This window comes from Polynucleobacter sp. HIN8, from assembly GCF_030297615.1.
Taxonomy (GTDB): Bacteria; Pseudomonadota; Gammaproteobacteria; order Burkholderiales; family Burkholderiaceae; genus Polynucleobacter.
Genome location: NZ_AP028139.1, coordinates 1,572,015 through 1,598,311, shown reverse-complemented (window position 1 = coordinate 1,598,311; position 26,297 = coordinate 1,572,015). Strand labels below are relative to the sequence as shown.

The following is a 26,297-nucleotide window of genomic DNA, read 5'->3' as shown; positions in this document are numbered from 1 at the left end:
GGATCAAACCACCGATGAGCAGTACTTCACAAACAACCATTGCAATGACCAATGCCTCGGTACCCGTGGTTCACGAGGTAACGATTATGGATGAGCTGGGTCGTCAGAAGAGCACCTTTATTCCGGGCGAGCGTTCCTTGACGATCTATTTGGATAAGCGCGAGGTTGTGACCTTGATGACCTTGGGCGCAGCCCCCGAGGCTTTGGTATTGGGATATCTTCGCAACCAACGATTGGTTGAGTCTGCTGATGACATTGAGAGTATTCAGGTTGATTGGGACACCGATTCGGCAGCGGTCAAGACCCGACGAAGTTCTGTTGATATTGATGCAATCACCAGTAAGCGAGTTGTGACCACGGGATGTGGTCAAGGGACGATGTTCGGTGGACTGATGGAAGACATGGCTCAGATTCGGTTACCAGAGGGCCCCAAACTTCATCAAGCCGCGATTATTAATCTCTTGGAGCAAATCCGCTCGCATGAAACCATCTATAAGAAAGCCGGATCGGTCCATGCTTGCGCCGTATTTGAGCGTGCTGGGAGTGATCACGTCAAGCTCTTGCATTTGATTGAGGATGTGGGGCGACACAATGCGGTTGATTCTATTTCGGGCTTACTCTGGTTGGCCAAGCGCCATGGTGAAGACCTCATCTTTTTTACGACCGGCCGCCTAACTTCGGAGATGGTGATCAAAGGGGCGCAGATGGGAATTCCCTATTTGCTCACCCGCTCCGGAGTGACCCAGATGGGCTTGGAGCTGGCTAAAAAGACCCACTTAACCCTGCTATCGCGCTGCTCCGGTAAGCACTTTGAGATCTACAACGCCCCGGAGCGTGTGGTTTTTCAGACACCCTAGACCTTAAACCAGGGGTTTGTGTCCTCTTGGGCACGAAAGTCTTACAATCCCGCCATGACTATTAAATCTGACCATTGGATCCGCCGGATGGCGCAAGGCGGCATGATTAGCCCCTTTGAGCCTGGCCAAATTCGAATCAACTCTGCGGGGCAAAAAATTGTGAGCTACGGCACCTCAAGCTATGGCTACGACATTCGGTGTGCCGACGAGTTTAAGATTTTCACCAACATCAATAGCACGATTGTTGACCCAAAACAGTTTGATGAAAAATCATTCGTGGATTTCAAGGGCGATGTTTGCATCATTCCACCTAACTCCTTTGCCTTGGCGAGAACGGTGGAGTATTTCAAGATCCCCCGCAATGTTTTAACGATTTGCGTTGGCAAAAGTACGTATGCACGTTGCGGAATCATTGTTAATGTCACACCCTTTGAGCCTGAATGGGAAGGTTATGTAACTCTGGAGTTTTCGAACACGACTCCGTTACCAGCCAAAATTTATGCGGGTGAAGGTTGCGCGCAAGTTCTTTTCTTTGAGAGCGATGAAGTATGCGGCACCTCCTACAAAGACCGTGGCGGTAAGTACCAAGGCCAACACGGCGTCACTCTGCCAAAAACCTAAGCCATCATGAAATTCCGTTTCCCGATCATCATCATTGATGAAGACTTTCGCTCCGAAAACATTTCCGGTTCTGGCATTCGCGACCTAGCCGTTGCCATCGAGGGTGAGGGAATTGAAGTAATTGGACTGACCAGTTATGGTGATCTCACCTCATTTGCGCAGCAAGCCTCTCGCGCATCCTGCTTCATCTTATCGATTGATGATGAAGAGTTTGATGCAGTGATAGATTCCGAAGATAGCGACCTGCCAGCAATTACCAACTTGCGTTCGTTTGTAGTGGAGGTACGCAAGCGCAATGAGGATATCCCAATCTTCTTATATGGCGAGACCCGTACCTCACGCCATATTCCCAACGATATTCTGCGTGAGTTGCATGGCTTCATTCACATGAATGAAGATACCCCTGAGTTCGTGGCGCGCCATATCATTCGTGAAGCTAAGGTTTATCTTGACTCCTTGGCACCCCCGTTCTTTCGGGCGCTCACCCACTATGCCTCGGAAGGTTCCTATTCATGGCATTGCCCAGGACATTCAGGAGGTGTTGCCTTCTTGAAGAGTCCCGTTGGTCGCATGTTCCATCAATTTTTTGGTGAGAACATGTTGCGTGCCGACGTCTGTAATGCGGTTGAGGAGTTGGGTCAGTTACTGGATCACACCGGACCCGTGGTGGCGAGTGAACGTAATGCAGCACGCATTTTTAACGCGGATCACTTATTTTTTGTTACTAATGGTACGTCGACCTCGAACAAAATTGTTTGGCATTCAACCGTTGCTCCTGGAGATGTTGTTTTAGTGGATCGCAATTGCCATAAGTCCGTGATTCATTCGATCATGATGATGGGTGCAATCCCGGTCTTCTTGATGCCTACACGTAATCACCTTGGCATTATTGGACCGATTCCAAAAGAAGAGTTTGAGTGGGCCAATATCCAGAAAAAAATTGCAGCCAACCCCTTCATTAAAGATAAAAATGTTGTGCCACGGGTCTTAACCATTACCCAAAGCACCTATGATGGGATTGTCTATAACGTTGAAATGATTAAGTCGATGCTCGATGGCAAGGTCGACAGCTTGCATTTCGATGAGGCTTGGTTGCCGCATGCGGCCTTTCATCCCTTCTATCAAGATATGCATGCAATCGGGCAGCATCGCAAACGTCCACAGAAGAGCTTGTTGTTCTCGACCCAGTCCACCCATAAGTTACTTGCTGGCCTATCGCAAGCCTCCCAAGTTTTGGTGCAGGATGCCCAAGAGCGCAAACTTGATCGGGATTGTTTTAACGAGGCCTACTTAATGCATACCTCGACTAGTCCCCAGTACGCCATTATTGCGTCGTGCGATGTGTCCGCAGCGATGATGGAGTCGCCCGGCGGCACAACCTTAGTTGAAGAGTCGATTGCAGAAGCTCTTGATTTTCGTCGTGCGATGCGTAAGGTCGATGAGGAGTTTGGTTCTGACTGGTGGTTTAAGGTGTGGGGGCCGGATCATTTGGCCGAAGAAGGGATTGGAACGCGTGACGATTGGATTTTGGAGCCCAACGCCTATTGGCATGACTTTGGTCCTTTAGCCAAGAACTTCAATATGCTCGACCCCATTAAAGCAACGGTGGTCACCCCTGGCCTCGATATTGAGGGTAATTTTGGTGAGATTGGTATTCCGGCAAGCATTGTGACCAAATACTTAGCCGAGCATGGTGTGATTGTTGAAAAAACTGGGCTTTATTCCTTCTTCATCATGTTTACGATTGGTATTACCAAGGGGCGTTGGAATACTCTCGTGACCGAGTTGCAACAGTTCAAAGATCACTTTGATAAGAACCAACCCCTGTGGAAGGTGCTGCCCGAGTTTGTCGCAAAACATCCCCGTTACGAGCGCGTGGGCTTGCAAGAAATTTCTGCGCAAATCCATTCGTTTTATAAGAGCCGCGATGTGGCTCGCATGACCACCGAGATGTACCTCTCGAACATGGAGCCTGCGATGATGCCAGGCGATGCCTGGAGCAAGATGGCCCATAAGGAAATTGATCGAGTGCCGATTGATGAGCTTGAGGGTCGCATTACTGCCATGCTGGTGACGCCATACCCGCCAGGTATCCCCCTGCTCATTCCAGGCGAGCGCTTTAATAAGGCGATTGTGGATTACTTACGCTTTGCCCGCGACTTTAATCAGCAATTTCCGGGCTTTGAAACCGATATCCATGGGCTTGTTAAAAATGCGGATGGCAACAACGGTTACTACGTTGATTGCGTGCGCGCTTAACTTTCCCTCGTTATTACTTCTTTCTCAGACCAGTACGCGCACGTTTGATGGCTACAAGCACTTGTTTGGGTGCAGTGCCTCCCACATGATTGCGGGCATTGACCGATCCCTTGGGGGTTAGTACCGCAAATACCTCTTGGGTAATTAGCTTGGACTTCGGGCTGAGACCGCAAGCCTTGATGAGTTCAGTCAGACTGAGATCGCTTAAGGCGCAATGTTTATCGACACAGTGTTTGACCGCATGGGCAACGGCCTCATGCGCATCCCGAAAGGGTAAGCCTTGCTTCACTAAATAATCAGCGAGGTCAGTTGCAGTCGCAAAACCCTCCTGCGCTGCCTGTTCCATAGCAGTCTTATGAACCTTGATATGCGGCACCATATCCGCAAAAATTTGGATCGTTTGACTAACCGTATCAACAGCATCAAAAAGTGGTTCTTTATCTTCTTGGTTATCCTTGTTATAGGCGAGAGGCTGCCCTTTCATCAGGGTTAAAAGGGCAATCAAATCACCATTCACCCGCCCAGTCTTACCCCGGGCTAATTCTGGTACATCGGGATTTTTCTTTTGCGGCATGATCGAGCTACCGGTGCAAAAACGGTCTGGCAAATCGATAAAACCAAAGCGTGGGCTAAGCCACAGAATCAGTTCTTCAGACAGTCTTGAGATATGCATCATCAGAATTGCAGCGCTTGCGCAAAACTCAATCGCAAAATCACGATCAGAGACAGCATCAAGCGAGTTTTGGCAGACCCCATCAAACCCAAGTGTTTTAGCAACGCGTGCCCGATCAATTGGGTAGCTTGTGCCAGCTAAGGCAGCGGCACCCAAAGGTAATTGATTTAGTCGGGCGCGGCAATCGGCCAAGCGCTGAGAATCACGGGTAAACATTTCGTAGTAGGCCAGCAGATGATGTCCAAATGTGACGGGTTGCGCCACCTGCAGATGGGTATGACCCGGCATGATGGTGCTAGCGTGCTCCTCAGCAAGGCGAAGAAGAGCAGTGCGTAAGCGTGTGAGATCCGCCTGGATTAAATCAATCTCACTTCTTAGCCATAAGCGGATATCGGTAGCAACTTGATCATTGCGAGAGCGACCGGTATGTAGACGTTTGCCTGCATCCCCAATCAATTTGGTGAGCCTCGCCTCAATATTGAGGTGAACATCTTCAAGGGCTAATTGCCAATCAAAGCGTCCGGCCATAATTTCTTTTTCGATCTGTGCCATGCCCTTTTGGATGGCCATGAAATCTGCCTTCGAAATGATTTTCTGGGCAGCGAGCATCTCGGCGTGGGCAAGGGACCCAGCGATATCAACGAGGGCTAGGCGCTGGTCAAAGGCGAGCGAGGAGGTGTAGTGCTGAACGAGGGTATCAACGGGTTCAGCAAAGCGGCCAGACCATGCTTTGGATTTATTGGCTAAGGAATTTTTGGATGAGCTCATAAACACAGTATATTGTGTGTCGTAACAGTTTATTTTAATTCTGAAGTTGCCCTATGAGCCCAACGCGTTTAGTTATTGCCTCTCGTGAGAGCAGGCTTGCCATGTGGCAAGCCGAGCATGTTCAAGCATGTCTCAAAAATCTTTATCCCAACTGCGAGGTCATCATCTTGGGAATGACCACCAAAGGTGACCAGATCTTAGATCGCGCCCTCTCTAAAGTAGGGGGTAAGGGATTATTTGTGAAGGAGTTAGAAACGGCACTTGAGGATGGTCGTGCTGATCTTGCTGTGCATTCATTAAAAGATGTGCCGATGGTCATGCCAGAGGGCTTTGATCTATCCTGCATTATGGTGCGAGAGGATGCGCGCGATGCCTTGGTATCCAATCAATACGCAAGCCTCGCTGCGCTACCAGCCGGAGCGGTTGTTGGTACATCGAGTTTGCGACGTGAAGCCATTATTCGGAGTCAGTACCCGCATTTGCAGGTTGAGCCCTTGCGCGGTAATTTGGATACACGGATGGCTAAGCTTGACCGTGGTGAGTACCAAGCCATTATTTTGGCTGCTGCAGGCTTAAAGCGTCTAGGCATGGGTTCTCGCATTAAAGCCTTATTGCCCTATGATCCCCACACACCTGCTGCAGGCCAAGGCGCACTCGGTATTGAAACCTTAAGTGCACGCTCTGATGTGAAAGCTTGGCTTGCACCTTTAAATGATTTGCCAACCGCTTTAGCGGTGACTGCTGAGCGGGCGGTATCGCGTAAATTGGGCGGCTCTTGCGAGGTGCCTTTAGCAGCGCATGCCCAATGGCAAAGCCCTCAGGAGCTCACGATGCGCTCGTATGTCGCGAGTACCGATGGTCGGCAAATTTGTTTGGCTTCCGGTTCGCGAGCGATCAGTAATTATCAAGAGGCCGAAGCATTTGGTTTGGCGATTGCCGATGATTTAATTGCGAAGGGGGCGGCAGCCTTATTGCCGCACTAAATCTGTGAAGGCGTTTGAACCGGCGATTATCGTAACCCGACCGACCGGTCAAGCACGGCGCTTAATTGAATTGATGCAAGCAGCTACGCAGGCAATTTATCCATCAGTGCAAATTATTAGTCTTCCCTTGCTGACGATTGTTCCAAAAAATGATTTGGAGCTTTTAACGAAATTACGTAACGCTCTTCAACAGGCAACACTGATCATTTTTGTTAGCCCCAATGCGATTGAGTGCACCATGCGGGCCATTGACGACAGCAACTCATCCTGGGATCAATTGCTCGCAGCTAAAGCTAGGATTGGGGTAGTTGGGCAGAGTAGTCAGGAGGCTCTCATCCGGCACGGTGTTGATCAAAAGTCCATCCTGGTTCCTGCCCAGGATGAATCCGATTCTGATGGATTATGGAAGGTGCTCCATGCCACTATCCATGACTGGTCAACGGAGTCAGTGTTGATCATCAAAGGTGAAGGGGGTCGCGAGACCTTAATGGAGCGATTAGGTACAGTTGGTGCCATGGTTGAGGTTGTTTCGATTTACTCCCGGATTCCTTTAGACCCTGCAAGCCCGCTGTGGCAGTCGTGTGCCGAGACTCAGCCACAGCACACCCTATGGACCTTAACATCCTCTGAGGCAGTTCGTCATCTAGGAGAGCGTTGCAAAGCGCTCAACCGAAGTCCAAAAATAATGATTAAGAATAGCCATGCGCTTTGCAGTCATTCGAACATCGCAAACGCGGCCCGGCAGATTGGATTTACGAATATCTTGGTTTGTGAGCCGCGAGATGAATCAATTAGTCGGTCCGCTGCAGTTTGGCTAACAGAGCAGGTAAGAAGATCTCCATCACTAAGAGAGGATGACCATTGAGGTGGTAGAGAGTTCGCCTGGCCCAAACGCGTTTGGGGAGATCGGCATAGCGACGCTGACAAACTTTCCACTCGGGATGGTGATGGTCTAAACGAACGATTTGCCGAATGGGGCGAAAGCGTCCCTTAAGAACTTTGGCAAACAGAACCGCACCCAAAGGTTTATGACCTAATTTCAGAATCGTGTGATTGCTTCCGATCGAACTCGTAATCGGTAATACACTGCGCGCCATCACAATTGGTTCACCCTGATCGCACAGCAAGATCTCACGAATTCGTGAACGATTCATGGGGCGACTAAAGAATTTTTTCTCCGATGCCACTAAATCCTGTTTGCAATCGGCAAGAATCTGCAATTCAAGGTGACGATCGTCGGGGTAGAGCAGTGCTTTCTCGAGTTTGCGTGTGAGCGATCCGGTATCACTTAACCATTCATGTAATGCCAATGGAGCACCCAAGGGTGCCCCATGATCAAGTTGATGCCAAGTGAATGGAGAGCGAGACTTCCGCCACAACATAGCAAGCGCTAGTTAATGCTGACGTGTGCTATTTTGGAATGAACCGGTACGGGCGCCAAACCGTGCCCCTGAACTTTTGCGAGCTTGTCCACCAAACTTGGGTTTATTCCGCTTAGCGGGACCAGGGCGATGATTGGGTTTATGTGCACTGGGTTTTTGTTGGGGCTCAAGACCAGCAATTTCAGCAGCCGCCATGGGTTGCTGAGTAAATCGCTCAATGGCCCTAATCTTCACACGGTCACGATGCTCGGCCAATGTAATTGCAATGCCATTGCGTCCAGCACGACCCGTACGACCGATGCGGTGGGTATAGTCTTCCGGCTTCATGGGTAGGCCAAAATTGATCACATGACTGATGCGGGGTACATCAATTCCACGCGCAGCGACATCAGTGGCAACCAAAATACGGGTTTGACCTTTGCGCAATGAATCAAGGCGACGATTGCGAACGGCCTGTGGCATAGCGCCATGCAATGCGCTGGCCTGATAGCCATTAGCACGTAAGGTGTCGGCAATCTTTTCACTTTCGACCTGGGTGCTTGCGAAGACAACCGCTTGGTCAAGCTCGGGGTCTGAGAGCAGGTGCTCCAACAGACGATGCTTGTGTGCCATGTTGTCGGCCCAATGCAGTTTTTGGGCAATGTTGGCATGCGCTTCACCGGCATGAGCCAGTTCGATGCGCTTTGCATCCTTCGTGAGATTGGAAGCAAGGCTCATGATGCGCGGTGCGAACGTCGCTGAGAACATCAGTGTTTGGGAACGGCCCTTGCATCGCTCATCGATTGCCTCGAGATCCTCGGCAAAGCCAAGATCTAACATGCGATCGGCCTCGTCGACGACTAGACACTCAACTTGGTCTAAGCGAATGGCACGAGAATTAAATAAATCCAGCAAACGGCCTGGGGTTGCTACTACTAAGCTTGCACCCTTAATGGCTTGGATTTGCTTGCCATAGGGCATACCGCCCATGATCGTAGCAATCCGCAGACTCTTGATGCCGCGAGCTAGATTAATTGCGTCGGTGGCAACTTGTTGGGCGAGTTCACGCGTTGGGCACAAGACTAAGATCTTGGGCTGAGCACGACCGGGCACAGGACTGCCATGCGGGTTGGCAAGAACGAGTTGGTGAAGAAGAGGTAGCAAAAAGGCAGCGGTTTTACCGCTACCTGTTTGGCTGCTCACCAATAAATCACCGCCCCCGAGGGTCGCAGGGATGACCTGTGCCTGTACAGGGGTAGCTTGGGTATAGCCAAGCGCCTCAATGTTTTTGAGTAAGGGCGCGGCTAAGTTCAGTGAAGCAAATGAATGATTCGTAATTTCAGCAGAATGTGACATGCAATATCCATCCTCTTACAGGATGGTCTCCGGTTGTGCGCCTGGTTTATATAAAGGCGCGATGGTCTAGGGCATCGACCATCAGACAAGCGGCAGCGGGGTAAAAACCAAAACGCTGAAAAATGTAAATTGCTGGGGACGATGTTTCAAAAAGCCCTTAATTATGACACGTTTCCTGTTTATGATCTAGTCATGCTGGATTGGATGAATTTGACTCAGGTAGGCGTTGTGCAGTTGCCGACCTTTATTCTGGGTACTATTGCGATTGTTTTATTGCCGGGCCCAAACTCCCTTTATGTTCTAGCGACCACCTCCCAATTGGGTTGGAGAGCAGGAGCATGGGCATCGTTTGGCATTGTTGTGGGCGATTCGCTCCTGATGGCGGCGATTGTTTTGGGTGCCGCGTCGCTGTTGCAAAACTCTCCAACCCTCTTTATTGCATTACGCTGGCTCGGGGCGATTTATTTATTGTGGCTAGCTTGGGGTCTGATGCGAACCGCTTGGTACCGTTTTCAAAAAAGTGTTCCACAGAGTGGCGCCCAAGTAGGCTCGATTCGATTTCTGCAAATGCATCCTTTTGTCGCTGCTCTAGCTTTGTCGTTGACCAACCCCAAAGCGATTTTTTTCTTCATTTCCTTCTTTACTCAGTTTGTGGATCCGCAATTTGCCAACCCGGCGCTCAGTTTTTTATACCTTGCCATCATCTTGCAAGTGATTAGCATCACCTACTTAGGGGCACTGATTTGGGCTGGCGAAACCCTTGCCCATGGATTTGAGCGTCGCCCGCAATTGGCGGCTATGCTGTGGTTTGGAGTCAGCATCTTGTTTATTTATTTTGCATTACGCTTACTCATGGGAAGTTAAGTTCAAACAGCATTGGAGAATCTTCGTGGCAATGATTTCAGAGAAGGCGATATTGGGTGGGGGGTGTTTCTGGTGCCTCGAGGCGGTCTATCAGCGCGTCCAAGGCGTACAACATGTGATCTCCGGATATGCTGGGGGCCATATCGAAAATCCAAGCTATGAAGCGGTCTGCTCAGAGTCAACGGGTCATGCTGAGGTCGTTCAGATTGAATTTGATCCCACCGTCGTCACCTATCGACAGTTATTGGAAATATTTTTTGTGATCCATGATCCAACCACATTGAACTATCAGGGGAATGACGTTGGAACCCAATACCGTTCGGTCATTTATGCCTTAAGCGAGCAGCAACTACAAACCGCTAAAGAGCTCGTGAGAGAGCTTGAGGCACAAAGACACTTTTCTGATCCGATCGTCACTGAGGTGATCATGGCCCCAGTTTTTTATCCTGCTGAAGACTATCATCAAAATTACTATCGCAATCATCCATTTCAAGGGTATTGCATGGCTGTGGTTGGACCTAAGGTGAGTAAGTTCAAAAAAACCTTTACAACCTTGCTCAAGGATTAAGGTATCCGCCCTATGGCGCTAAGCGACTAACGCGCCATACCTCTTGAGTCTTGGTAAACAAAATGCGATCGTGCAAGCGCGAGGGGCGACCCTGCCAAAACTCAATCTTCTCGGGCTTTAGGCGATATCCCCCCCATTGCGCTGGTCGGGGAGGGTTTTCTCCAAATTGTTCTTTAAAGCGGAGCTCTTCCTGTTCTAAAAAAGCACGACTCTCAATTTCTCGACTTTGGGGTGAGGCCCAAGCACCAATACGAGAGGCTGGAGGACGTTGAAAAAAATAGTCATCACTCTCTGCTGCGGTGAGCTTCGACACAATGCCGTTAATGCGAACCTGACGTTCTAGTTCGTGCCAATGAAAAAGAAGTGCTGCGTGTGGACGGTTTTCAAGCTCTTGCCCCTTTTGACTGGCGTAATTGGTAAAGAAACAAAAATTACCCTGGCTGATTCCTTTTAATAAAACCACCCGTGCCGAGGGAGTACCGCTTGCATCAGCGGTAGCGAGCACCATCGCATTCGGTTCAGGGCACTGCGCCTGACTAGCCTGTAAAAACCAGGTTTCAAATAGAACAACCGGATCAGCTGGCACATCGTTTTCCGATAATTGCCCTGCGGTATAGTTTTTGCGTAGATCGGCTAAGTTTTTACTGATTGTGCTCATGGATTGAGTATAAAGAGAGCCTATGGCAAACGAAAGAACAGTTGACCAAACCACCTGTGAAAGCAACCCGGCTGCAGATCGACGATTTGCTGGAGTAGCCCGTTTATACGGCGAGGGTGCATTTGAAGCTTTTGGCCGTGCCACGGTCGTAGTGATCGGTCTTGGCGGGGTTGGGTCATGGGCCGCCGAAGCTTTAGCACGCTCAGCCGTTGGTCATTTGGTCTTGGTGGATTTTGATCACATTGCGCTAAGTAACGTTAATCGTCAGTTGCATGCCGTTGAAGGAAATTTCGGAAAAGCGAAAGTGTTAGCGATGGCTGAGCGTTTACAAGCCATTAACCCAGCGATACAACTCACGGTTCATGATGCATTCGCCGAGTTAGGAAATCTAGAGCACATCATTCCCAAGGCGGCTTTTGTCCTCGATGCTTGCGATGAGGCATCTACCAAGGTTGCGCTTGCCAATTTTTGTCAGCGTCACCAGATTCCATTAACCATGTGCGGGGGTGCCGGGGGGAAGTTAGACCCCACTCGAATTCAGATTGCCGACCTGGCTAAGACCATTCAAGACCCCTTACTGGCCAAAATCAGAGCGCAATTGCGAAAAAACCACTCATTTAGTAGGGATTTAAAGAAACCCATGGGAATTCAGGCGGTTTACTCATCAGAAGCCAGGAGGGGCATAGCCAGTGGGGGTTTGGAATGCTCAGGGTATGGTTCCGGGGTTACTGTAACCGCGGCATTTGGATTTGCGGCAGCTTCCGCTTGCCTTAAGCAAATCACCAATTCCTCGGGCCAATCTTTTTGCTAAACTCCTGATTTACTTGAAATTGATGTTCAGGTAATTAGTTTGTCAACGCTTTGTTTTTTGGGGGCGTTAATGAACTAGCTTCGGCTAAAGCCATTCGTAGCTACATTGGTTTTGGTTGAGGTGGCAGTTAGATCCGTAGGAGACTACGTTTATTAATTTTATTTTGGAGTTTTACATGAAAAAGATCGTTGCTATGTTAGTTGCTGGTTTGTTCTCCGCTGGTGTTTTCGCTCAAGCTGCTCCAGCTAAGAAAGACGAGAAGAAAGACGCTAAGCCAGCTGCTGCTGCTCCTGCTGCTAAGCCAGCTGACAAGAAGTAATCCTTTTTGTCTCAAAGAACCCCAGCTTGCTGGGGTTTTTTTGTATCTAATTTTCTGTTTGAAATTACTCCCCAATCCCCATCTTTTTTGATGGCGTCTTATACAAAACTGGTTAAACATCAGCGCGCCATTTAGATTGAAACAATCCACTATCGCCAAACCATGTTCTACGCCATCGTTATTTTCATTTCCGCGTTCCTAATTTTTCTGGTTCAGCCTTTAATCGCAAAACAAATCTTGCCGTGGTTTGGGGGTTCTGCTGCAGTGTGGGGAACCTGTTTACTTTTTTTTCAATCTGCGCTTCTCGCAGGTTATGCCTACGCCGATGTCTTGACTCGTTATCTGTCGATGAAGCGACAGGTCATCGTGCACGGCGTTCTTTTGGTAGCTGCAATCATTACGATGCCGATCATTGCGAGCGATGCGTGGCGCCCCTTTGGTAACGAGGATCCGATTTTAAGAATCCTAGGACTACTATTAGCAACCATCGGGTTGCCGTATTTTTTACTCGCAAGCACTACCCCGTTAATTGGCGCTTGGTATTGGCGTCGCCACCAAGCCTCAGCCCCTTATCGCCTCTTTGCCCTCTCAAATTTTGCTTCACTCCTAGCCCTGCTCGGATACCCATTTTTGATTGAGCCTTGGCTTGGTAACCGTGAGACCGCATGGGCATGGTCCGGATTATTTTGTATCTTTGCAGTCTTATGTTTTGCTCTTGGTTTATCAACCGTTAAGAACGCACAAAACGTTGGCGATCAGCAGGTTGGTGGATCCGATTTAAATGATGCCACTCATTCCATTCATATTGGCCAATGGTTACGTTGGGTGGCCTTATCGGCGATTGGTTCGGCATTGCTATTGGGAGTTAGTAGTCATTTAACCCAAAACATCTCATCAGCACCATTACTGTGGGTGGTGCCCCTTGCGCTTTACTTAATCACCTTCATCATCAGTTTTGATCATCCCCGCTGGTATAAGCGTGCAGTATTTTTGCCGCTAGCGATTGTGCTTGTTCCAGCAATGGCGTGGCTGTCGGATTCCCTCAATCTCAAGATGGTGACACCGGTTTATGCACTCGGTTTATTTGTGGTTTGTATGGTGTGCCACGGTGAGCTGGCTCGTCTGAAGCCGCATCCTTCCAAGTTAACGACTTTTTATCTATCCATATCGATTGGTGGGGCACTTGGCTCATTGGCCATGGCCGTCATCGCACCCTTGGTCTTTGCAGGGTATTTTGAGCTCTATGCCGCTCTCATTGGTGCTGCGGTGATTGCTCTATTTATACCGATTGGTGAAACCTCACGGATGCGTTGGTTGGCTAAGGGGGTTGCTTCCCTCGTTGTCTTAGCCGTTGGGCTGTTGTCATGGCAGGGAATTCGGGACTACACGCTCGATGTGCGATTTATGGAGCGCGATTTTTATGGTGTTGTACGTACCCGCGATAACTCTACCGGAGCGAATTTCCGAAGCTTAATTCATGGCGCGATCGCGCATGGTGGACAGTTGCTTGAAGAAGAGTTGCAAATGACGCCATCGAGCTACTATGGACCAACGAGTGGTTATGGACGGGTCTTCGCAAGTTTGCCCGACGCACCAAAGACTGTCGGGGTAATCGGTTTGGGAGCGGGCGCGTTAGCAGTCTATGCCAAGCCTGGTGATCATTGGGTGTTTTATGAAATCTCACCATCGGTGGTCACTGCGGCTAAAAAAGATTTCACTTTTTTGGAAAAGATGAAAGGAACCCATGAAATCGTGATCGGCGATGGTCGCCTTTCTCTCGATCGCGAGCCATCTCGACAATTTGATGTATTGGCAATGGATGCATTCTCAGGGGATTCAATTCCAACCCATTTAATTACCAAAGAGGCGATGGAAATTTATATGAAACACCTCAAGCCTAATGGCGTAATCGTGTTTCAGGCAACCAACCGTTTTGTGGATTTATTACCTGTGGCTAAAAATTTGGCCGATGCCCATGGCTTATCGATTGTTTTGGTAACCGACTCACCCGATTTTGAGACCGGGCCTGAGTATTGGTTGGCAAATACTGACCAAGTCATCATGACGCGAAATCAAAATTTATTGAATCAAGAGAAGATTAAATCCGGCGCAGTGGAAATTCAAAAGCGCCCTGGTTTCCCGATGTTTACCGATGACTACATTAATTTATTACGGTTGTTTAAGCGTGGCTCTTAAGAATTCTCTGTTATTTGCCTAGGGCTATCCCTGTAAGAATTTACTGATTCTTCTGTAAGCAATCTTTTTTATTTAAGCAATTCATCTTGATTATTCAGCAGTTTCTACGAGAAGTCTAAGCACTAATTTAGTTCTTGATACTTCTGTAATTTTTAAGTACTGGTTTCAATCGAGTTCGCTCCATAGACTTTCATGCGGTGGCGTTGTGCCACCGTCATCATGAAAGGAGTTCTCTTGGAGAAGAATGAAGAAGGCTTAAAGCGCCACCTCAAAGTCAGGCACATTCGCTTAATGGCTTTGGGTTCTACGATTGGTGTTGGATTATTTTTAGGATCCGCCACCGCAATTCAAATTGCAGGGCCATCCATCTTGCTTGCCTACTTCTTGGCTGGCATGGTTGCATTTGTGGTCTTACGAACCCTGGGAGAAATGGCTGTCCATGAACCGGTCACGGGATCATTTGCCACCTATGCTAATACCTATGTCAATCCACTAGCCGGATACATGGTGGGTTGGGGGTACTGGACCTACTGGGTGGTCGTGGCCATTGCTGAAGTGACTGCGGTGGGTATTTACATGGGGATTTGGTTTCCAGACACACCGCAATGGATTTGGGCATTGTCTTCCATCATCTTGATGGGGCTGATCAATTTGATTGCCGTCAAAGTATTTGGTGAGTTTGAGTTCTGGTTTGCACTCATCAAAATTATGGCAATCGTGCTGATGATCGCATTGGGTTGCTCAGTGATCTTCTTTGGGTTTACTAACGACTGGGTACCGATGGGGCTGAGTAATCTCTGGCAGCATGGCGGATTTTTTCCGAACGGCTTTAGTGGATTTTTACTCTCATTACATATGGTGCTGTTTGCCTATGTCGGCATTGAAATGATTGGGCTATCTGCAGGCGAAGCACAAAACCCGAAACAGACAATTCCGATGGCCATCGACTCACTCATTTGGCGCATCCTCATTTTTTACTTAGGTGCGCTGATGGTTATTCTGGCAATCTTTCCATGGAATGAGGTCGGTCAGCAAGGTAGTCCATTTGTGGCCATGTTTGAGCGCATTGGCTTACGCGAGGCTGCTGGCATTATTAATTTTGTGGTGATTACTGCAGCTCTATCCGCCTGCAATGCTGGGGTGTTTAGTGGTGGCCGCTTGTTATATGCCTTATCTGCGAATGGCTATGCTCCAAAGTCTTTTGTTACGTTGTCACGAACGGGTGTTCCGCATCGTGCTGTGATTGGAACGGTATGTATACCGATGGTTGGTGTCGTACTGAACTATTTTGTTCCTGAGAAGGCTTTCCATTACATGATGGCGGCGGTCACATTTGTGGGCCTCATGGTCTGGATCTCCATTTTGTATACCCACTTCCGCTTTCGGGCAAGCCTTAGCAAGGATCAACTTGCGCAATTGTCATACCGCGCTCCCTGGTGGCCATATTCCAGTTGGTTTGCCTTGGCCTTTATTGCGCTGGTCATTGTCTTGATGAGTTTTCATGAGGATGCGCGCATGGCACTCATTGTGGGGCCAATCTTATTAACCATTTATTTGATCCTGTATTTCGTATTAGGAATTAATAAAAAACACGTACTTCAATTAGGAGAGCAGAAATGATTATTGGTATTCCAAAAGAAATTAAAAATAATGAGTTTCGGGTTGGACTAACCCCTAGCCTGGTCAATGGCCTTACCCGCCAAGGCCACTCGGTGCTGGTGGAAAAAAATGCTGGCGCACAAATTGGGTTTACCGATGCGCAGTATCAAGCGGCTGGTGCAACATTACTCGAAGATGCCAAAGCGGTCTTCGCCGCCGCCGAGTTAATCGTCAAGGTGAAAGAGCCACAGCCCATTGAGTGTGCCATGCTGCATGCAGATCAGACCCTGTTTACTTATTTGCATTTGGCGCCTGATCCAGTCCAAACGGAGGCATTGATTCAGTCAAAAGCAATATGTATTGCTTACGAGACGGTGACCTCATCGAGCGGAGCATTGCCTCTACTAGCCCCCATGAGTGAGGTCGCTGGCCGCATGTCGATTCAGGCGGGGGCTGCACATTTGGAGAAATCCAAAGGGGGCTCCGGATTATTGCTTGGCGGCATTCCCGGTGTTGCTACTGCAAAGATCTTGATCTTGGGTGCAGGAGTTGTAGGCCGTCATGCCTTGCAAATTGCAGTTGGCATGGGCGCTCACGTGAGCATCATGGATCGCGACTTGGATCGCCTACGGCAAATTGATGCGCTATACGGTAATCGAGTGCAAACCCTGTTCTCTGATCAGCAAAGTATTGAGAATGCAGTGAGAGAAAGCGATTTGGTGATTGGCGCAGTGTTGCTGCCAGGTGGCTCAGCACCTAAATTGGTGACCGCGGCCATGATCAAGCAGATGCGAGCCGGATCGGTTTTGGTCGATGTGGCGATTGATCAAGGCGGTTGTTTTGAGACCTCACGCCCCACCACCCACGCAGAGCCGACCTACATAGAACATGGAGTGATTCATTACTGTGTGGCCAATATGCCAGGCGCGGTTGCTCGGACATCCACGATTGGTTTAACCAATGCGACCTATCCCTTTATTGAGCAAATTGCCAATCTTGGAGTGATGGAAGCTTTGCGATTGAACTCGCATTTAAGGAATGGGCTGAGTATTTGTCGTGGGCAACTCACTTCTGCACCCGTTGCTCGGGCACAGAAGCGGTCGTACGTTCCAATCGACGAGGCGTTATTAAGCCCCGATTTAGTCGAGGTCTGTAACTAAGGAAGCGAGTGTTTCATGGGGGAGGGTTTCGACATGCATGGGATAACCCTTGTGGTCGCAACCCACCATCATCTGGGCACCTGCCTTGAGCGCGTCTTTCATGGCCGGTGTTAGTGGAATGCGCAGGAAATGCACGGCCGAGGTTTTCTCGGTCGTTGCTCGCTCCAAATCTTCGTCAGCAATTGCATAGACCCGTGGCTGACCTTCAATCTCAATAAAGATCTGATCTTCAACACCAACCAACTTTGCAAGCGCGACGCGACGATCGGCCTCATTGGGGTACTCAATCATCATGGTGACCTTAAAGTCCGAACCACCAGGTACCATGGGGTTGTATGCATCCAACTCATCTTGAATGCCTTCGTCTTCGAAGGTTTTCTCAACGCGTAACATCTCTTGAATCTGATAACGCATTAAGAACTCGTTTTCAAAGATGAGAGTAAGGTGATCGCCTAAATGAACAGTGCGCAGTTTGCGTTCTGCAATGGCGCGCGCTCTGATGTCAGGACGTGCTTTGTGGTAAGCCTCAAGGCTTAATAAACTATCGCGTGTAATTTTTCCCATTTCAATTGATCCTGTTGTCATGATTTAGAGTCCGTAGGCTTTGGCCATTAGTGTTAGTGGATGCGCCATGGCAGTTTTCGGCAAACCAAGTTCATCCATCCCTTGAGCAATATGATGCCCAGCGAGTTGGCAATCGGAGCTAATGTAATTGGGCGATTCTTCGGCCATGCTGCGAAATACTGGACGACCAATTTTCATCGCCATTGCATGAAACTCTTTCTTTACACCCCACGTTCCTGAGTGGCCCGAGCAGCGTTCAACCACATTCACTTCAGTACCTGGAATGAGTTTGAGTGCTTCAGCGGTCTTCTGGCCAACATTTTGCACGCGTGAGTGGCAGGCAACGTGATAGCTCACATGACCAAGCTCTTCTTTGAAGTCTTGATTGAGGAGGCCATCTTTACTGCGCGCAATAAAGTACTCAAACGGATCCCACATGGCTTCTTTGACCGCTTGCACATCAGCATCATCTGGGAACATGAGGGGTAACTCTTGTTTGAACATCAGGGTGCACGATGGAATTGGGGTCACGATGGCGTAGCCCTCACGCGCCAATTTAGCAAGTTTGGGGATGTTCTTATCTTTATTTTCTTTTACAGATTCAAGGTCACCCAATTCGAGTTTTGGCATTCCACAGCACGCCTCTTTATCAACTAGCGCATAGGGAATCTGATTGTGATTCAGAATCTTGATGAGGTCTTGACCAATACCGGGCTCGTTGTAGTTGATGTAGCAGGTTGCATAGATGGCGACCTTGCCTGGAGTGCGTTGACCATCTTTAACTGGAAACGCCGCCGATGCCTTCGCCAATTGCGGGAAGGTCTTCGCAGCATACTCAGGAACCCACGCTTTTTTATCAACGCCTAGAGCACCTTCCATTACCAGTCGTGTAACACCCATGTTATTGACCGCATTGACTGCTTGGGTCACGATTGGAATGCCTGCAAACTGACCGAGTTTGTCCGTAGACGATAACAATTTGTCGCGAAAGGTCGTTTTACCCTCTTTGAAGGCAACGGCTTTGGCGCGCAACATGAGGTGAGGGAAATCAATATTCCACGGGTGAGGTGGGGTGTAGGGGCATTTGGTCATGTAGCAAACATCACACAGATAACACTGATCAACAACTTTTTGATAATCCGCTTTCGCTACCCCTTCCACTTCACCTTCTTCGGTCGCATCGACAAGATCAAAAAGGGTTGGGAATGAGCCACACAGGTTGACGCAGCGACGGCAACCATGGCAAAGATCGAACACCCGCTCCATCTCGGCTTCGAGCTTTTCGGTGTTGTAGAAGTCCGGATTTGTCCAGTCCAGGGGGTGTCTGGTTGGGGCTTCGAGATTACCTTCGCGTAAAGTCATGGGTTTACCTTCGAGAGAAAAATTAAGATGGACGCAGTTTAGGGTTTTTTCCTATGATAGCCAAATTGTATTAATTAAAAATATTGATAGATTTTATTTAAATAACTGATTTATATGGATTTTTATGGATTATTGATTTCCACTGGGGTTGTTGCCCTAGCGGAAATCGGGGATAAGACCCAGCTTTTATCCTTGATGCTCGCTGCGCGCTATCCCAAACATGCTTGGCCAATTGTGTGGGGGATCTTGCTGGCAACCCTTGCCAACCATGCCCTGGCCGCCTATGTGGGGCATTGGGTTGCTGGGCTACTGAGTCCTGATCTGTTGCGTTGGATCTTGGGGATTGGATTTTTAGCCCTGGGCGCATGGCTACTCATTCCCGACAAACTGGATGAAGACCAGGCCGCAAAACCAGCCAAAGGGGCTTGGGCAATTTTTGTCTTAACCACCAGCTTGTTCTTCATTGCTGAAATGGGAGATAAAACCCAAATCGCGACGATTGCGCTCGGTGCAAAGTACGACAGTGTTTTATCTGTAACCCTTGGAACCACTCTGGGCATGATGTTGGCGAATGCCCCGGCAGTATGGCTTGGACAACAATTTACCAAGCGCTTGCCAATTGCGTGGGTGCATCGCATTGCAGCCACGATTTTTATTCTGCTAGGAATGGCTACTCTACTTTGGGGTGGGAATCTTACCTAATTACTTATTTAGGAAGCAACTAAAATCATTTCATGCGAACTGATTCTGCCAAGCGCTTTTTGCGCCTCCACTACAAAGCTCCTGATTATCAATTTGGCCAGGTGGAACTTGATGTTGAGTTAATACCCCAACGTACCCTCGTGCATAGTCGCATTGAGGTGATCCCGACTGAGGCAACACAAAATGCTAAAGACGAGGTTCCCCTCATCTTGGATGGTGAAGATCTTGAGTTTATTAGTTTGCGTATCAATGGCCAAACCCATCGTCATGTGGAGTTAACACCAGGCCGAATGGTGATTCATGGCTTACCTAATCGAGGTAAGCAAAATTTTGTCATTAAAATCAAAACCGCATGCATACCTGAAAAAAATACCTCCCTAATGGGGCTGTACGTCTCACGCGGTAACTTCTTTACGCAGTGCGAAGCAGAGGGTTTTCGCAAAATTACCTATTACCAGGATCGCCCCGATGTAATGGCGCGCTATCGGGTGACCTTGCGTGCCCGCAAAGCGGATTATCCGGTCTTACTCTCGAATGGAAATTTGATTGCCAAAGAGGATTTAGCCGATGGTTGGCACAGCGCCATTTGGGAGGATCCATTTCCGAAACCTTCTTATTTATTTGCATTAGTGGCTGGCAAATTTGTTTGCTTAGAGGATGTCATTACTTCTGGTAGTGGCGATAAAAAGCTATTGCAAATTTGGGTCGAGCCCCGCGATCTGCATAAAACCCATCACGCGATGGATTCTTTAAAGCGATCAATCGCCTGGGATGAAGAACGCTTTGGATTGGAACTTGATTTAGAGCGCTTCATGATTGTGGCCGTGAGCGACTTCAACATGGGGGCGATGGAGAACAAGGGCCTCAATATCTTTAATACTAAGTTTGTGCTTGCGGATGCGCAAACTGCCACGGATACGGATTTTGCCAATGTAGAGAGCGTGGTCGCGCATGAGTATTTTCATAATTGGACTGGCAATCGTGTTACTTGCCGGGATTGGTTTCAGTTATCACTAAAAGAAGGTTTAACGGTATTTCGGGATCAAGAGTTCTCAGCCGATCAAATGGGTACCGAGTCTGGTAGGGCAGTCAAGCGCATCGACGATGTGCGTTTATTACGCCAGATGCAGTTCCCCGAGGATGCGGGACCCATGGCGCATCCCATTCGCCCTGATGAGTATCAAGAAATCAATAATTTCTACACGGTCACGGTTTACGAGAAGGGTGCCGAAGTAGTACGGATGTATCAAACCTTACTCGGGGTCGATGGCTTTCGTCGCGGTATGGATTTGTACTTCAAGCGACATGATGGGATGGCGGTCACTTGCGATGAGTTCATCGCGGCAATGGCAGACGCCAACGGGCGTGATCTCAGTCAGTTCAAAAATTGGTACAGTCAATCGGGTACCCCACGGGTTCAAGTCAAGGAACAATTTGATTCGCGCAAGCACGAGTACCGCTTGACCCTCAAGCAATCTTGCCCGCCCACTCCCGGGCAAAAGACAAAAAAGCTATTTCATATTCCATTGAAAGCGAGTTTGTTATTTAGCGGCAATGCAGCGCTTACATCTAAAGAAGCCAACTATTTTGGTCAGGAAGTTTTACTGGAACTGACTCAGCCTGAGCAAACCTGGGTGGTAAAGCAAATTCCTGCAAAACCCGTGCTGTCGATTAATCGGGATTTCTCTGCACCCATTGTGCTTGAGCATCCGCAGAGTGAAGCAGAGCTACTCGCTCTGATGGCATACGAAACCGACTCGTTCAACCGCTGGGAGGCTGTGCAAAAGTTAGCCCAACAATTTATTTTGTCCGACCGAAAGCCCAACCAACAATTTTTAGAGGCCTACCGCAGATTATTGGTTGATTCACCATTGGATCCAGCCTATAAGCAACTTCTCTTTACGCTACCAGCCGAAACCTATTTATATGAGCAGGTTCAATCGGTTGATCCTCAGAAATTACATTGGGCGCGTAGAGGTTTTAAATCAACCCTAGCAAATGCGCTGAAATCCGATTGGGAGAGAATCTATCGCTCATTACAAACCTCGGCCAAATACAGTCCAGATGCGAAGAGTATGGGTCGGCGCGCCCTCAAAAATGATGCACTCATGATGCTTTTGGAAACCAAGGATACGCAGTGGTACGAGGTGGCTGAAGATCAATACGAGTTAGCAAACAATATGACCGATCGCTTTGCCGCATTGCAGGCTTTAGTGGCTGTCGGCGCCCCCCACGCTAAGAATGCGTTAGCGGATTTTTATCAGCGCTTTTCCGAAGACCCGCTTGTGGTCGATAAGTGGTTTGCTTTGCAGGCCACCCAACCCCCTCAGACTCAAGGCCATACTGTGCTTGGTCACGTTCAGGAGCTCATGCGCCATCCCGCGTTTCAGATGAACAACCCCAATCGAGTGCGCAGCTTACTTCATGCATTTTGCTTGAGCAACCCGGGTGGATTTCATGCGGCCGAGGGCGTGACGTATGCTTTTTGGGCACAGCAGGTTATTGCACTTGATGAGATCAATCCCCAAGTAGCGGCACGCCTAGCCCGAGGTTTGGACCGCTGGCGGCAGTTTGCCCCGCGCTACCAAAAGTCAATGAAAGTCGCATTGGAGAAGGTTGCGGCCGCTAACCGTCTTTCCCCCGACGTTCGGGAAGTGGTTTCCAAGGCGTTGCTTGCAAAGCCTGCGCCGCGATGAGCGATTTGCTCAAAGTGCTGAGCTAAAATCATTGCCTCAAACAGGGTCTTTTTATCTCATAAGCCGGAATAGCTCAGTTGGTAGAGCAGCGCATTCGTAATGCGAAGGTCGTAGGTTCGATTCCTATTTCCGGCACCAATTCGGCTCGTAAATAAGTTTCCAAAGCAAGGGTTTTCACTAGTCAGTACGGGTTTTACTTATGTGAAAATTTTCGTTTGTTGATGTTTGTCAATTTTTGTCTAAAACTTTTATTGAAGAATTAGTCGTCAAAGTTGCTGCATAACAAAATTAATAATTTTGAAAATTTATTGGAGGAGCATCCATGCGTTTGAAATTCAAATCCACGTTGTTGAGCGTTGCCTTGGTAGCTGGTTTTGCAGCTACGACCACCGCTCACGCTCAGGCTAAGTGGGAGCCAACAAAACCTGTTGAATTCATTATCTCTGCCGGTCCTGGTGGTGGCGCTGATCAAATGGCGCGGATGATTCAGGGAATTATTTCTAAAAATAATTTGATGAAGCAATCCATGATTCCAGTAAATAAAGGTGCTGGTGCTGGTGCTGAAGGCTATCTAGCAATCAAGGAAGCCAAAGGCGATCCCCATAAGATCATTATTACCCTCTCAAATCTATTCACAACCCCACGTGCAACGGGTGTGCCATTTAAATGGCAAGACATGACCCCAGTCGCGATGCTGGCGCTTGATCAATTCGTGTTGTGGACAAATACTGAAAAAGGCTATAAGTCTGCGAAGGACTATGTGGAAGCCGCTAAAGCTGCAGGTCCTAATAAGTTCAAGATGGGTGGAACTGGTTCGAAGCAAGAAGACCAAATCATTACCGTAGCACTTGAGAAAGCAACTGGTACTAAGTTCACTTATGTTCCATTTGCTGGTGGCGGCGCAGTAGCCGTTCAGTTAGTTGGTAATCACGTTGATTCCACTGTGAACAATCCAATTGAAGCTGTTGCTCAGTGGCGTGCTGGTAAGTTAACTGCGCAGTGCGTATTTGATACACAGCGTATGCCATACAAGGAGAAAATTACCCCAACGCTATCGTGGAATGACGTTCCAACCTGCCGTGAAGTGGGTGTGAATACTGACTATGTGATGTTGCGCGGTATTTTCATGCCACCTGGTGTGACTCAAGCACAAGTGGATTTCTATATTGACTTGTTCAAAAAGGTTCGTGAGACACCGGAGTGGAAGAAGTTCATGGCCGATGGCGCATTTAACCAAACCTTCATGACCGGTAAAGAGTTTACAAACTGGCTTGAGAAAGCCGATGCTCAGCATGCTCAGCTGATGAAGGAAGCTGGCTTTATTGCGAAGTAATTGGTAGTTGTGAAATAAGACCTCATGGTGAGGTCTTATTTTTTTAGTAATCGATTAAGAGAAGAGTGAAGAATGTCAGAGAATTCAAATCATGATTCAGTCGTAAGTATGCGTACGATGGAAATCATCACCGCCCTCATGTTTATTGTCGTCGGCGTTGTGGTGATGGTGGGAAGCTTAAAACTTGGCGCTAAATGGGGCAGCGATGGTCCTGAGTCAGGCTATTTCCCTTTCTACATTAGCCTGATTATTTTGATTTGTAGCTCAGTGACCTTGATTCAGTCGATTCGCGCTAAAGAGCTTGCTGACGAGACATTTGTTGAGAGAGAACCCTTTCGGCAAGTGATGGCCGTTCTCATTCCGGCAGCCCTCTTTGTTTTGGGTGTTCAGCTGATCGGAATATATGTTGCTGGCGTCCTCTACATTACCTTTTTCATGGTCTGGCTTGGGAAATACGTATTTTGGAAAGCCCTTGCGGTTGGACTTGGTGTAAGCATCGTTCTTTACATGATGTTTGAGTATTGGTTTCAAATTCCGTTGCCACATGGTTCGTTGTTTAACCCCTTGGCTATATTTGGTTTGCAGTAAGCAAAGCATCCACTACAAGATTGAATAAAAGGAGCAAACGTGGAAGAAATTAACGCGCTATTTGGAGGCTTTGCCGTAGCATTGTCACCCTACAACGTCATGTTGATGTTGATCGGAGTGATCCTCGGAGTCATTATTGGGGTATTGCCTGGGCTTGGCGGGGCTAATGGCATTGCCATTTTGCTACCCTTGACTTTTACCATGTCGCCCACTTCGGCGATCATCATGCTCTCCAGTATTTACTGGGGTGCTTTATTCGGAGGTGCGATTACCTCCATTCTGTTTAACATTCCCGGTGAGCCATGGTCGGTTGCGACAACATTTGATGGCTATCCAATGGCGCAAAATGGCAAAGCGGGCGAGGCACTTACAGCCGCTTTTACCTCATCGTGTATTGGTGCCGTTTTTGCAGTCGTTGTCATCACCTTCTTGGCGCCGCTCGTGGCAAAGTTTGCTCTGCAGTTCGGCCCCCCTGAATTCTTTGCGGTTTACTTATTAACCTTCTGTAGTTTTGTGGGCATGAACAAAGGTTCACCGTTCAAAGTTTTATCAGCAATGATGCTTGGTTTTGCGTTAGCTGCTGTGGGAATGGATACCGTTACCGGTCAATTACGCTTAACCTTTGGCTCGTCGGAGTTAATGCGCGGCTTTGATTTCTTAATTGCGGTGATCGGTCTATTTGGTATCGGCGAAATTTTGCAATCCATGGAGGAAGGTCTCAAGTTCTCCGGTAAAAGTGCCAAGATCAAAGCAAAGGTTGTTTTTGAAACTTGGGCTCAGTTACCGAAGTACTGGGCAACATCCCTACGCAGCTGCTTAATTGGTTGCTGGATGGGTATCACTCCTGGCGGCGCAACTCCAGCCTCATTTATGAGCTACGGCGTTGCAAAGCAAATGGCCAAAAATAGGAATAATTTTGGTAAGGGTGAGATGGAGGGTATTGTTGCTCCAGAGACCGCAGCTCATGCTGCCGGTACCGCAGCTTTGCTACCGATGCTCTCTTTGGGTATTCCTGGCTCACCAACCGCTGCGGTGTTATTGGGCGGCCTCCTGATCTGGGGTTTACAGCCAGGACCACTTTTGTTTGTTGAGAAGCCAGATTTTGTTTGGGGCTTAATCGCGAGTATGTACTTGGGTAATATTGCCGGTCTCTTTGTGGTCTTGACCTGCGTACCGATTTTTGCCTCCATCTTAAGAATCCCATTCTCAATCATTGCTCCAGTGATCATTGTTATTTGTGCTGTTGGCGCATTTACGGTGAACAATGCGATGTTTGATGTATGGCTGATGTTGGGCTTTGGAGTCTTGGGCTACCTCTTTAAGAAACTCGACTACCCGATGGCGCCAATGGTTCTTGCCTTGGTATTGGGCGATCGCGCTGAAGATTCTTTCCGCCAAGCGATGTTGGTATCTCAGGGTAGCTTGGGCATCTTCTTCTCCAACTATCTGGTTGGTACGATCACCGCCTTGGCACTCATCCTGCTTTTCTGGCCGCTGATTTCTAAATTGCGTCAGAAGAAGGCGTAATGCTGGTAACTTAAAAAAAGGGGGGCGCAAGCCCCCTTTTTTGTTATTTCATACGCTTATCGATAAAATAAGTATATGTATTTTCCAAACCGAAAACTGATTCATTGGCTAACTACTCTGGCGTTTATTTTTGGAGCACTGGCACCAACGATGACCCATGCAGTATCGATGCCAACCAATGGCTCGGCTTTGGCAATGGAAATTTGCATGGCGGATGGTACAAAACAGGTTCTTGATCTAAATACCGAGGATGCGGTAACGAACGCGTCTGTGGACTGCCTGTATTGCCTCGCTCAACCGGTAGGACTTCCTAGTTTATTAAGTAATCTTCAGTTTGCTAGCCCTTCAACGCATGCATTGATCCCAAACCTCTTTTTAGAGTCTGCAAAGACACTCTTTGCATGGGTCAAGCTTCCCTCTCAGGGACCACCTCAGAATACTCGCACTTAAGTTCAATGGCGGGGCTGTGTTG

General features: G+C 48.4%; 24 protein-coding genes and 1 tRNA gene. 19 read left to right on the top strand and 6 right to left on the bottom strand.

Annotated elements, in window-relative coordinates; genetic code table 11:
- The first annotated feature begins 14 nt into the window (after positions 1 to 14).
- The 3 genes from QUE65_RS08355 to QUE65_RS08345 are packed head-to-tail and all read left to right on the top strand — an operon-like array spanning position 15 to position 3,737.
- A complete protein-coding gene (locus tag QUE65_RS08355) occupies positions 15 to 857 on the top strand; it encodes a formate dehydrogenase accessory sulfurtransferase FdhD (protein WP_286280619.1) in 843 nt (280 codons plus the stop codon).
- A gap of 54 nt (positions 858 to 911) precedes the next feature.
- Positions 912 to 1,478: a dCTP deaminase gene (gene dcd / locus QUE65_RS08350; protein ID WP_286280617.1), complete on the top strand. Its 567-nt coding sequence runs from the start codon at positions 912 to 914 to the stop codon at positions 1,476 to 1,478.
- Between the two features lie 6 nt (positions 1,479 to 1,484).
- The gene (locus tag QUE65_RS08345; protein WP_286280615.1) at positions 1,485 to 3,737 is read left to right on the top strand and encodes an arginine/lysine/ornithine decarboxylase; all 2,253 of its coding nucleotides are present in this window, start codon (positions 1,485 to 1,487) and stop codon (positions 3,735 to 3,737) included.
- 13 nt (positions 3,738 to 3,750) lie between these two features.
- Here the strand turns inward: QUE65_RS08345 and argH are convergent, their stop codons facing one another.
- Positions 3,751 to 5,178 carry an argininosuccinate lyase gene (argH, locus tag QUE65_RS08340; RefSeq protein WP_286280614.1) on the bottom strand — a complete coding sequence of 476 codons (1,428 nt, stop codon included), beginning with the start codon at positions 5,176 to 5,178 and terminating at the stop codon, positions 3,751 to 3,753.
- Between the two features lie 53 nt (positions 5,179 to 5,231).
- Between argH and hemC the strand changes: the two genes are divergently transcribed.
- Together hemC and QUE65_RS08330 are read left to right on the top strand one after the other, a co-directional pair.
- Positions 5,232 to 6,161: a hydroxymethylbilane synthase gene (gene hemC, locus QUE65_RS08335; RefSeq protein WP_286280612.1), complete on the top strand. Its 930-nt coding sequence runs from the start codon at positions 5,232 to 5,234 to the stop codon at positions 6,159 to 6,161.
- 4 nt (positions 6,162 to 6,165) lie between these two features.
- Positions 6,166 to 7,026: a uroporphyrinogen-III synthase gene (locus QUE65_RS08330; protein ID WP_286280611.1), complete on the top strand. Its 861-nt coding sequence runs from the start codon at positions 6,166 to 6,168 to the stop codon at positions 7,024 to 7,026.
- On the opposite strand, the gene QUE65_RS08325 is transcribed toward QUE65_RS08330, so the two are convergent.
- Together QUE65_RS08325 and QUE65_RS08320 are read right to left on the bottom strand one after the other, a co-directional pair.
- Positions 6,953 to 7,543: a chorismate--pyruvate lyase family protein gene (locus QUE65_RS08325; protein WP_286280610.1), complete on the bottom strand. Its 591-nt coding sequence runs from the start codon at positions 7,541 to 7,543 to the stop codon at positions 6,953 to 6,955. The genes QUE65_RS08330 and QUE65_RS08325 overlap by 74 nt on opposite strands.
- Positions 7,544 to 7,555: 12 nt before the next feature.
- A complete protein-coding gene (locus QUE65_RS08320; protein WP_286280608.1) occupies positions 7,556 to 8,878 on the bottom strand; it encodes a DEAD/DEAH box helicase in 1,323 nt (440 codons plus the stop codon).
- A gap of 141 nt (positions 8,879 to 9,019) precedes the next feature.
- Between QUE65_RS08320 and leuE the strand changes: the two genes are divergently transcribed.
- Together leuE and msrA are read left to right on the top strand one after the other, a co-directional pair.
- A complete protein-coding gene (gene leuE, locus QUE65_RS08315; RefSeq protein ID WP_286280605.1) occupies positions 9,020 to 9,742 on the top strand; it encodes a leucine efflux protein LeuE in 723 nt (240 codons plus the stop codon).
- Between the two features lie 31 nt (positions 9,743 to 9,773).
- The gene (gene msrA, locus QUE65_RS08310; protein ID WP_286282499.1) at positions 9,774 to 10,310 is read left to right on the top strand and encodes a peptide-methionine (S)-S-oxide reductase MsrA; all 537 of its coding nucleotides are present in this window, start codon (positions 9,774 to 9,776) and stop codon (positions 10,308 to 10,310) included.
- A gap of 10 nt (positions 10,311 to 10,320) precedes the next feature.
- Here msrA and pdxH read toward each other — a convergent pair whose 3' ends face one another.
- Positions 10,321 to 10,968, bottom strand: a complete 648-nt coding sequence (gene pdxH, locus QUE65_RS08305) for a pyridoxamine 5'-phosphate oxidase (protein WP_286280604.1) — start codon at positions 10,966 to 10,968, stop codon at positions 10,321 to 10,323.
- Positions 10,969 to 10,990: 22 nt separating this feature from the next.
- Here pdxH and QUE65_RS08300 point away from each other — a divergent pair, with 22 nt between their 5' ends.
- The 5 genes from QUE65_RS08300 to ald all read left to right on the top strand — a co-directional run bounded on the left by QUE65_RS08300 (position 10,991) and on the right by ald (position 17,053).
- Complete coding sequence (locus tag QUE65_RS08300) at positions 10,991 to 11,779, top strand: tRNA threonylcarbamoyladenosine dehydratase (protein ID WP_286280602.1); 789 nt, start codon at positions 10,991 to 10,993, stop codon at positions 11,777 to 11,779.
- 175 nt (positions 11,780 to 11,954) lie between these two features.
- Positions 11,955 to 12,098, top strand: coding sequence for a hypothetical protein (locus QUE65_RS08295; protein WP_286280601.1), 144 nt, complete (start codon positions 11,955 to 11,957; stop codon positions 12,096 to 12,098).
- Positions 12,099 to 12,260: 162 nt separating this feature from the next.
- Positions 12,261 to 14,294 carry a fused MFS/spermidine synthase gene (locus QUE65_RS08290; RefSeq protein WP_286280600.1) on the top strand — a complete coding sequence of 678 codons (2,034 nt, stop codon included), beginning with the start codon at positions 12,261 to 12,263 and terminating at the stop codon, positions 14,292 to 14,294.
- A 192-nt stretch (positions 14,295 to 14,486) separates the two neighbouring features.
- Entirely contained in the window at positions 14,487 to 15,914 is a 1,428-nt protein-coding gene (locus tag QUE65_RS08285; RefSeq protein WP_458574752.1) for an amino acid permease, read from the top strand.
- Entirely contained in the window at positions 15,911 to 17,053 is a 1,143-nt protein-coding gene (gene ald / locus QUE65_RS08280; protein WP_286280599.1) for an alanine dehydrogenase, read from the top strand. Before QUE65_RS08285 ends, ald begins: the two co-directional genes overlap by 4 nt.
- Here the strand turns inward: ald and QUE65_RS08275 are convergent.
- Positions 17,033 to 17,638, bottom strand: coding sequence for a DUF3501 family protein (locus QUE65_RS08275; protein WP_286280598.1), 606 nt, complete (start codon positions 17,636 to 17,638; stop codon positions 17,033 to 17,035). The genes ald and QUE65_RS08275 overlap by 21 nt on opposite strands.
- Before the next feature lie 3 nt (positions 17,639 to 17,641).
- Positions 17,642 to 18,979, bottom strand: coding sequence for a heterodisulfide reductase-related iron-sulfur binding cluster (locus QUE65_RS08270; RefSeq protein WP_286280597.1), 1,338 nt, complete (start codon positions 18,977 to 18,979; stop codon positions 17,642 to 17,644).
- Between the two features lie 114 nt (positions 18,980 to 19,093).
- Between QUE65_RS08270 and QUE65_RS08265 the strand changes: the two genes are divergently transcribed.
- From QUE65_RS08265 to QUE65_RS08235, 7 genes are all read left to right on the top strand, one after another.
- A complete protein-coding gene (locus QUE65_RS08265; RefSeq protein ID WP_286280596.1) occupies positions 19,094 to 19,681 on the top strand; it encodes a TMEM165/GDT1 family protein in 588 nt (195 codons plus the stop codon).
- A 32-nt stretch (positions 19,682 to 19,713) separates the two neighbouring features.
- A complete protein-coding gene (gene pepN, locus QUE65_RS08260) occupies positions 19,714 to 22,377 on the top strand; it encodes an aminopeptidase N (RefSeq protein WP_286280595.1) in 2,664 nt (887 codons plus the stop codon).
- A 62-nt stretch (positions 22,378 to 22,439) separates the two neighbouring features.
- Positions 22,440 to 22,515: transfer RNA gene (locus QUE65_RS08255), tRNA-Thr, on the top strand.
- Between the two features lie 184 nt (positions 22,516 to 22,699).
- Positions 22,700 to 23,710, top strand: a complete 1,011-nt coding sequence (locus QUE65_RS08250; protein WP_286280593.1) for a Bug family tripartite tricarboxylate transporter substrate binding protein — start codon at positions 22,700 to 22,702, stop codon at positions 23,708 to 23,710.
- A 72-nt stretch (positions 23,711 to 23,782) separates the two neighbouring features.
- Positions 23,783 to 24,298 (top strand): tripartite tricarboxylate transporter TctB family protein, encoded by a 516-nt coding sequence (locus tag QUE65_RS08245; protein WP_215369798.1) that lies wholly within the window; start codon positions 23,783 to 23,785, stop codon positions 24,296 to 24,298.
- Between the two features lie 39 nt (positions 24,299 to 24,337).
- Positions 24,338 to 25,825 carry a tripartite tricarboxylate transporter permease gene (locus tag QUE65_RS08240; RefSeq protein ID WP_286280590.1) on the top strand — a complete coding sequence of 496 codons (1,488 nt, stop codon included), beginning with the start codon at positions 24,338 to 24,340 and terminating at the stop codon, positions 25,823 to 25,825.
- A 75-nt stretch (positions 25,826 to 25,900) separates the two neighbouring features.
- Positions 25,901 to 26,275, top strand: a complete 375-nt coding sequence (locus QUE65_RS08235) for a DUF2946 domain-containing protein (protein ID WP_286280589.1) — start codon at positions 25,901 to 25,903, stop codon at positions 26,273 to 26,275.
- Positions 26,276 to 26,297: the final 22 nt, after the last annotated feature.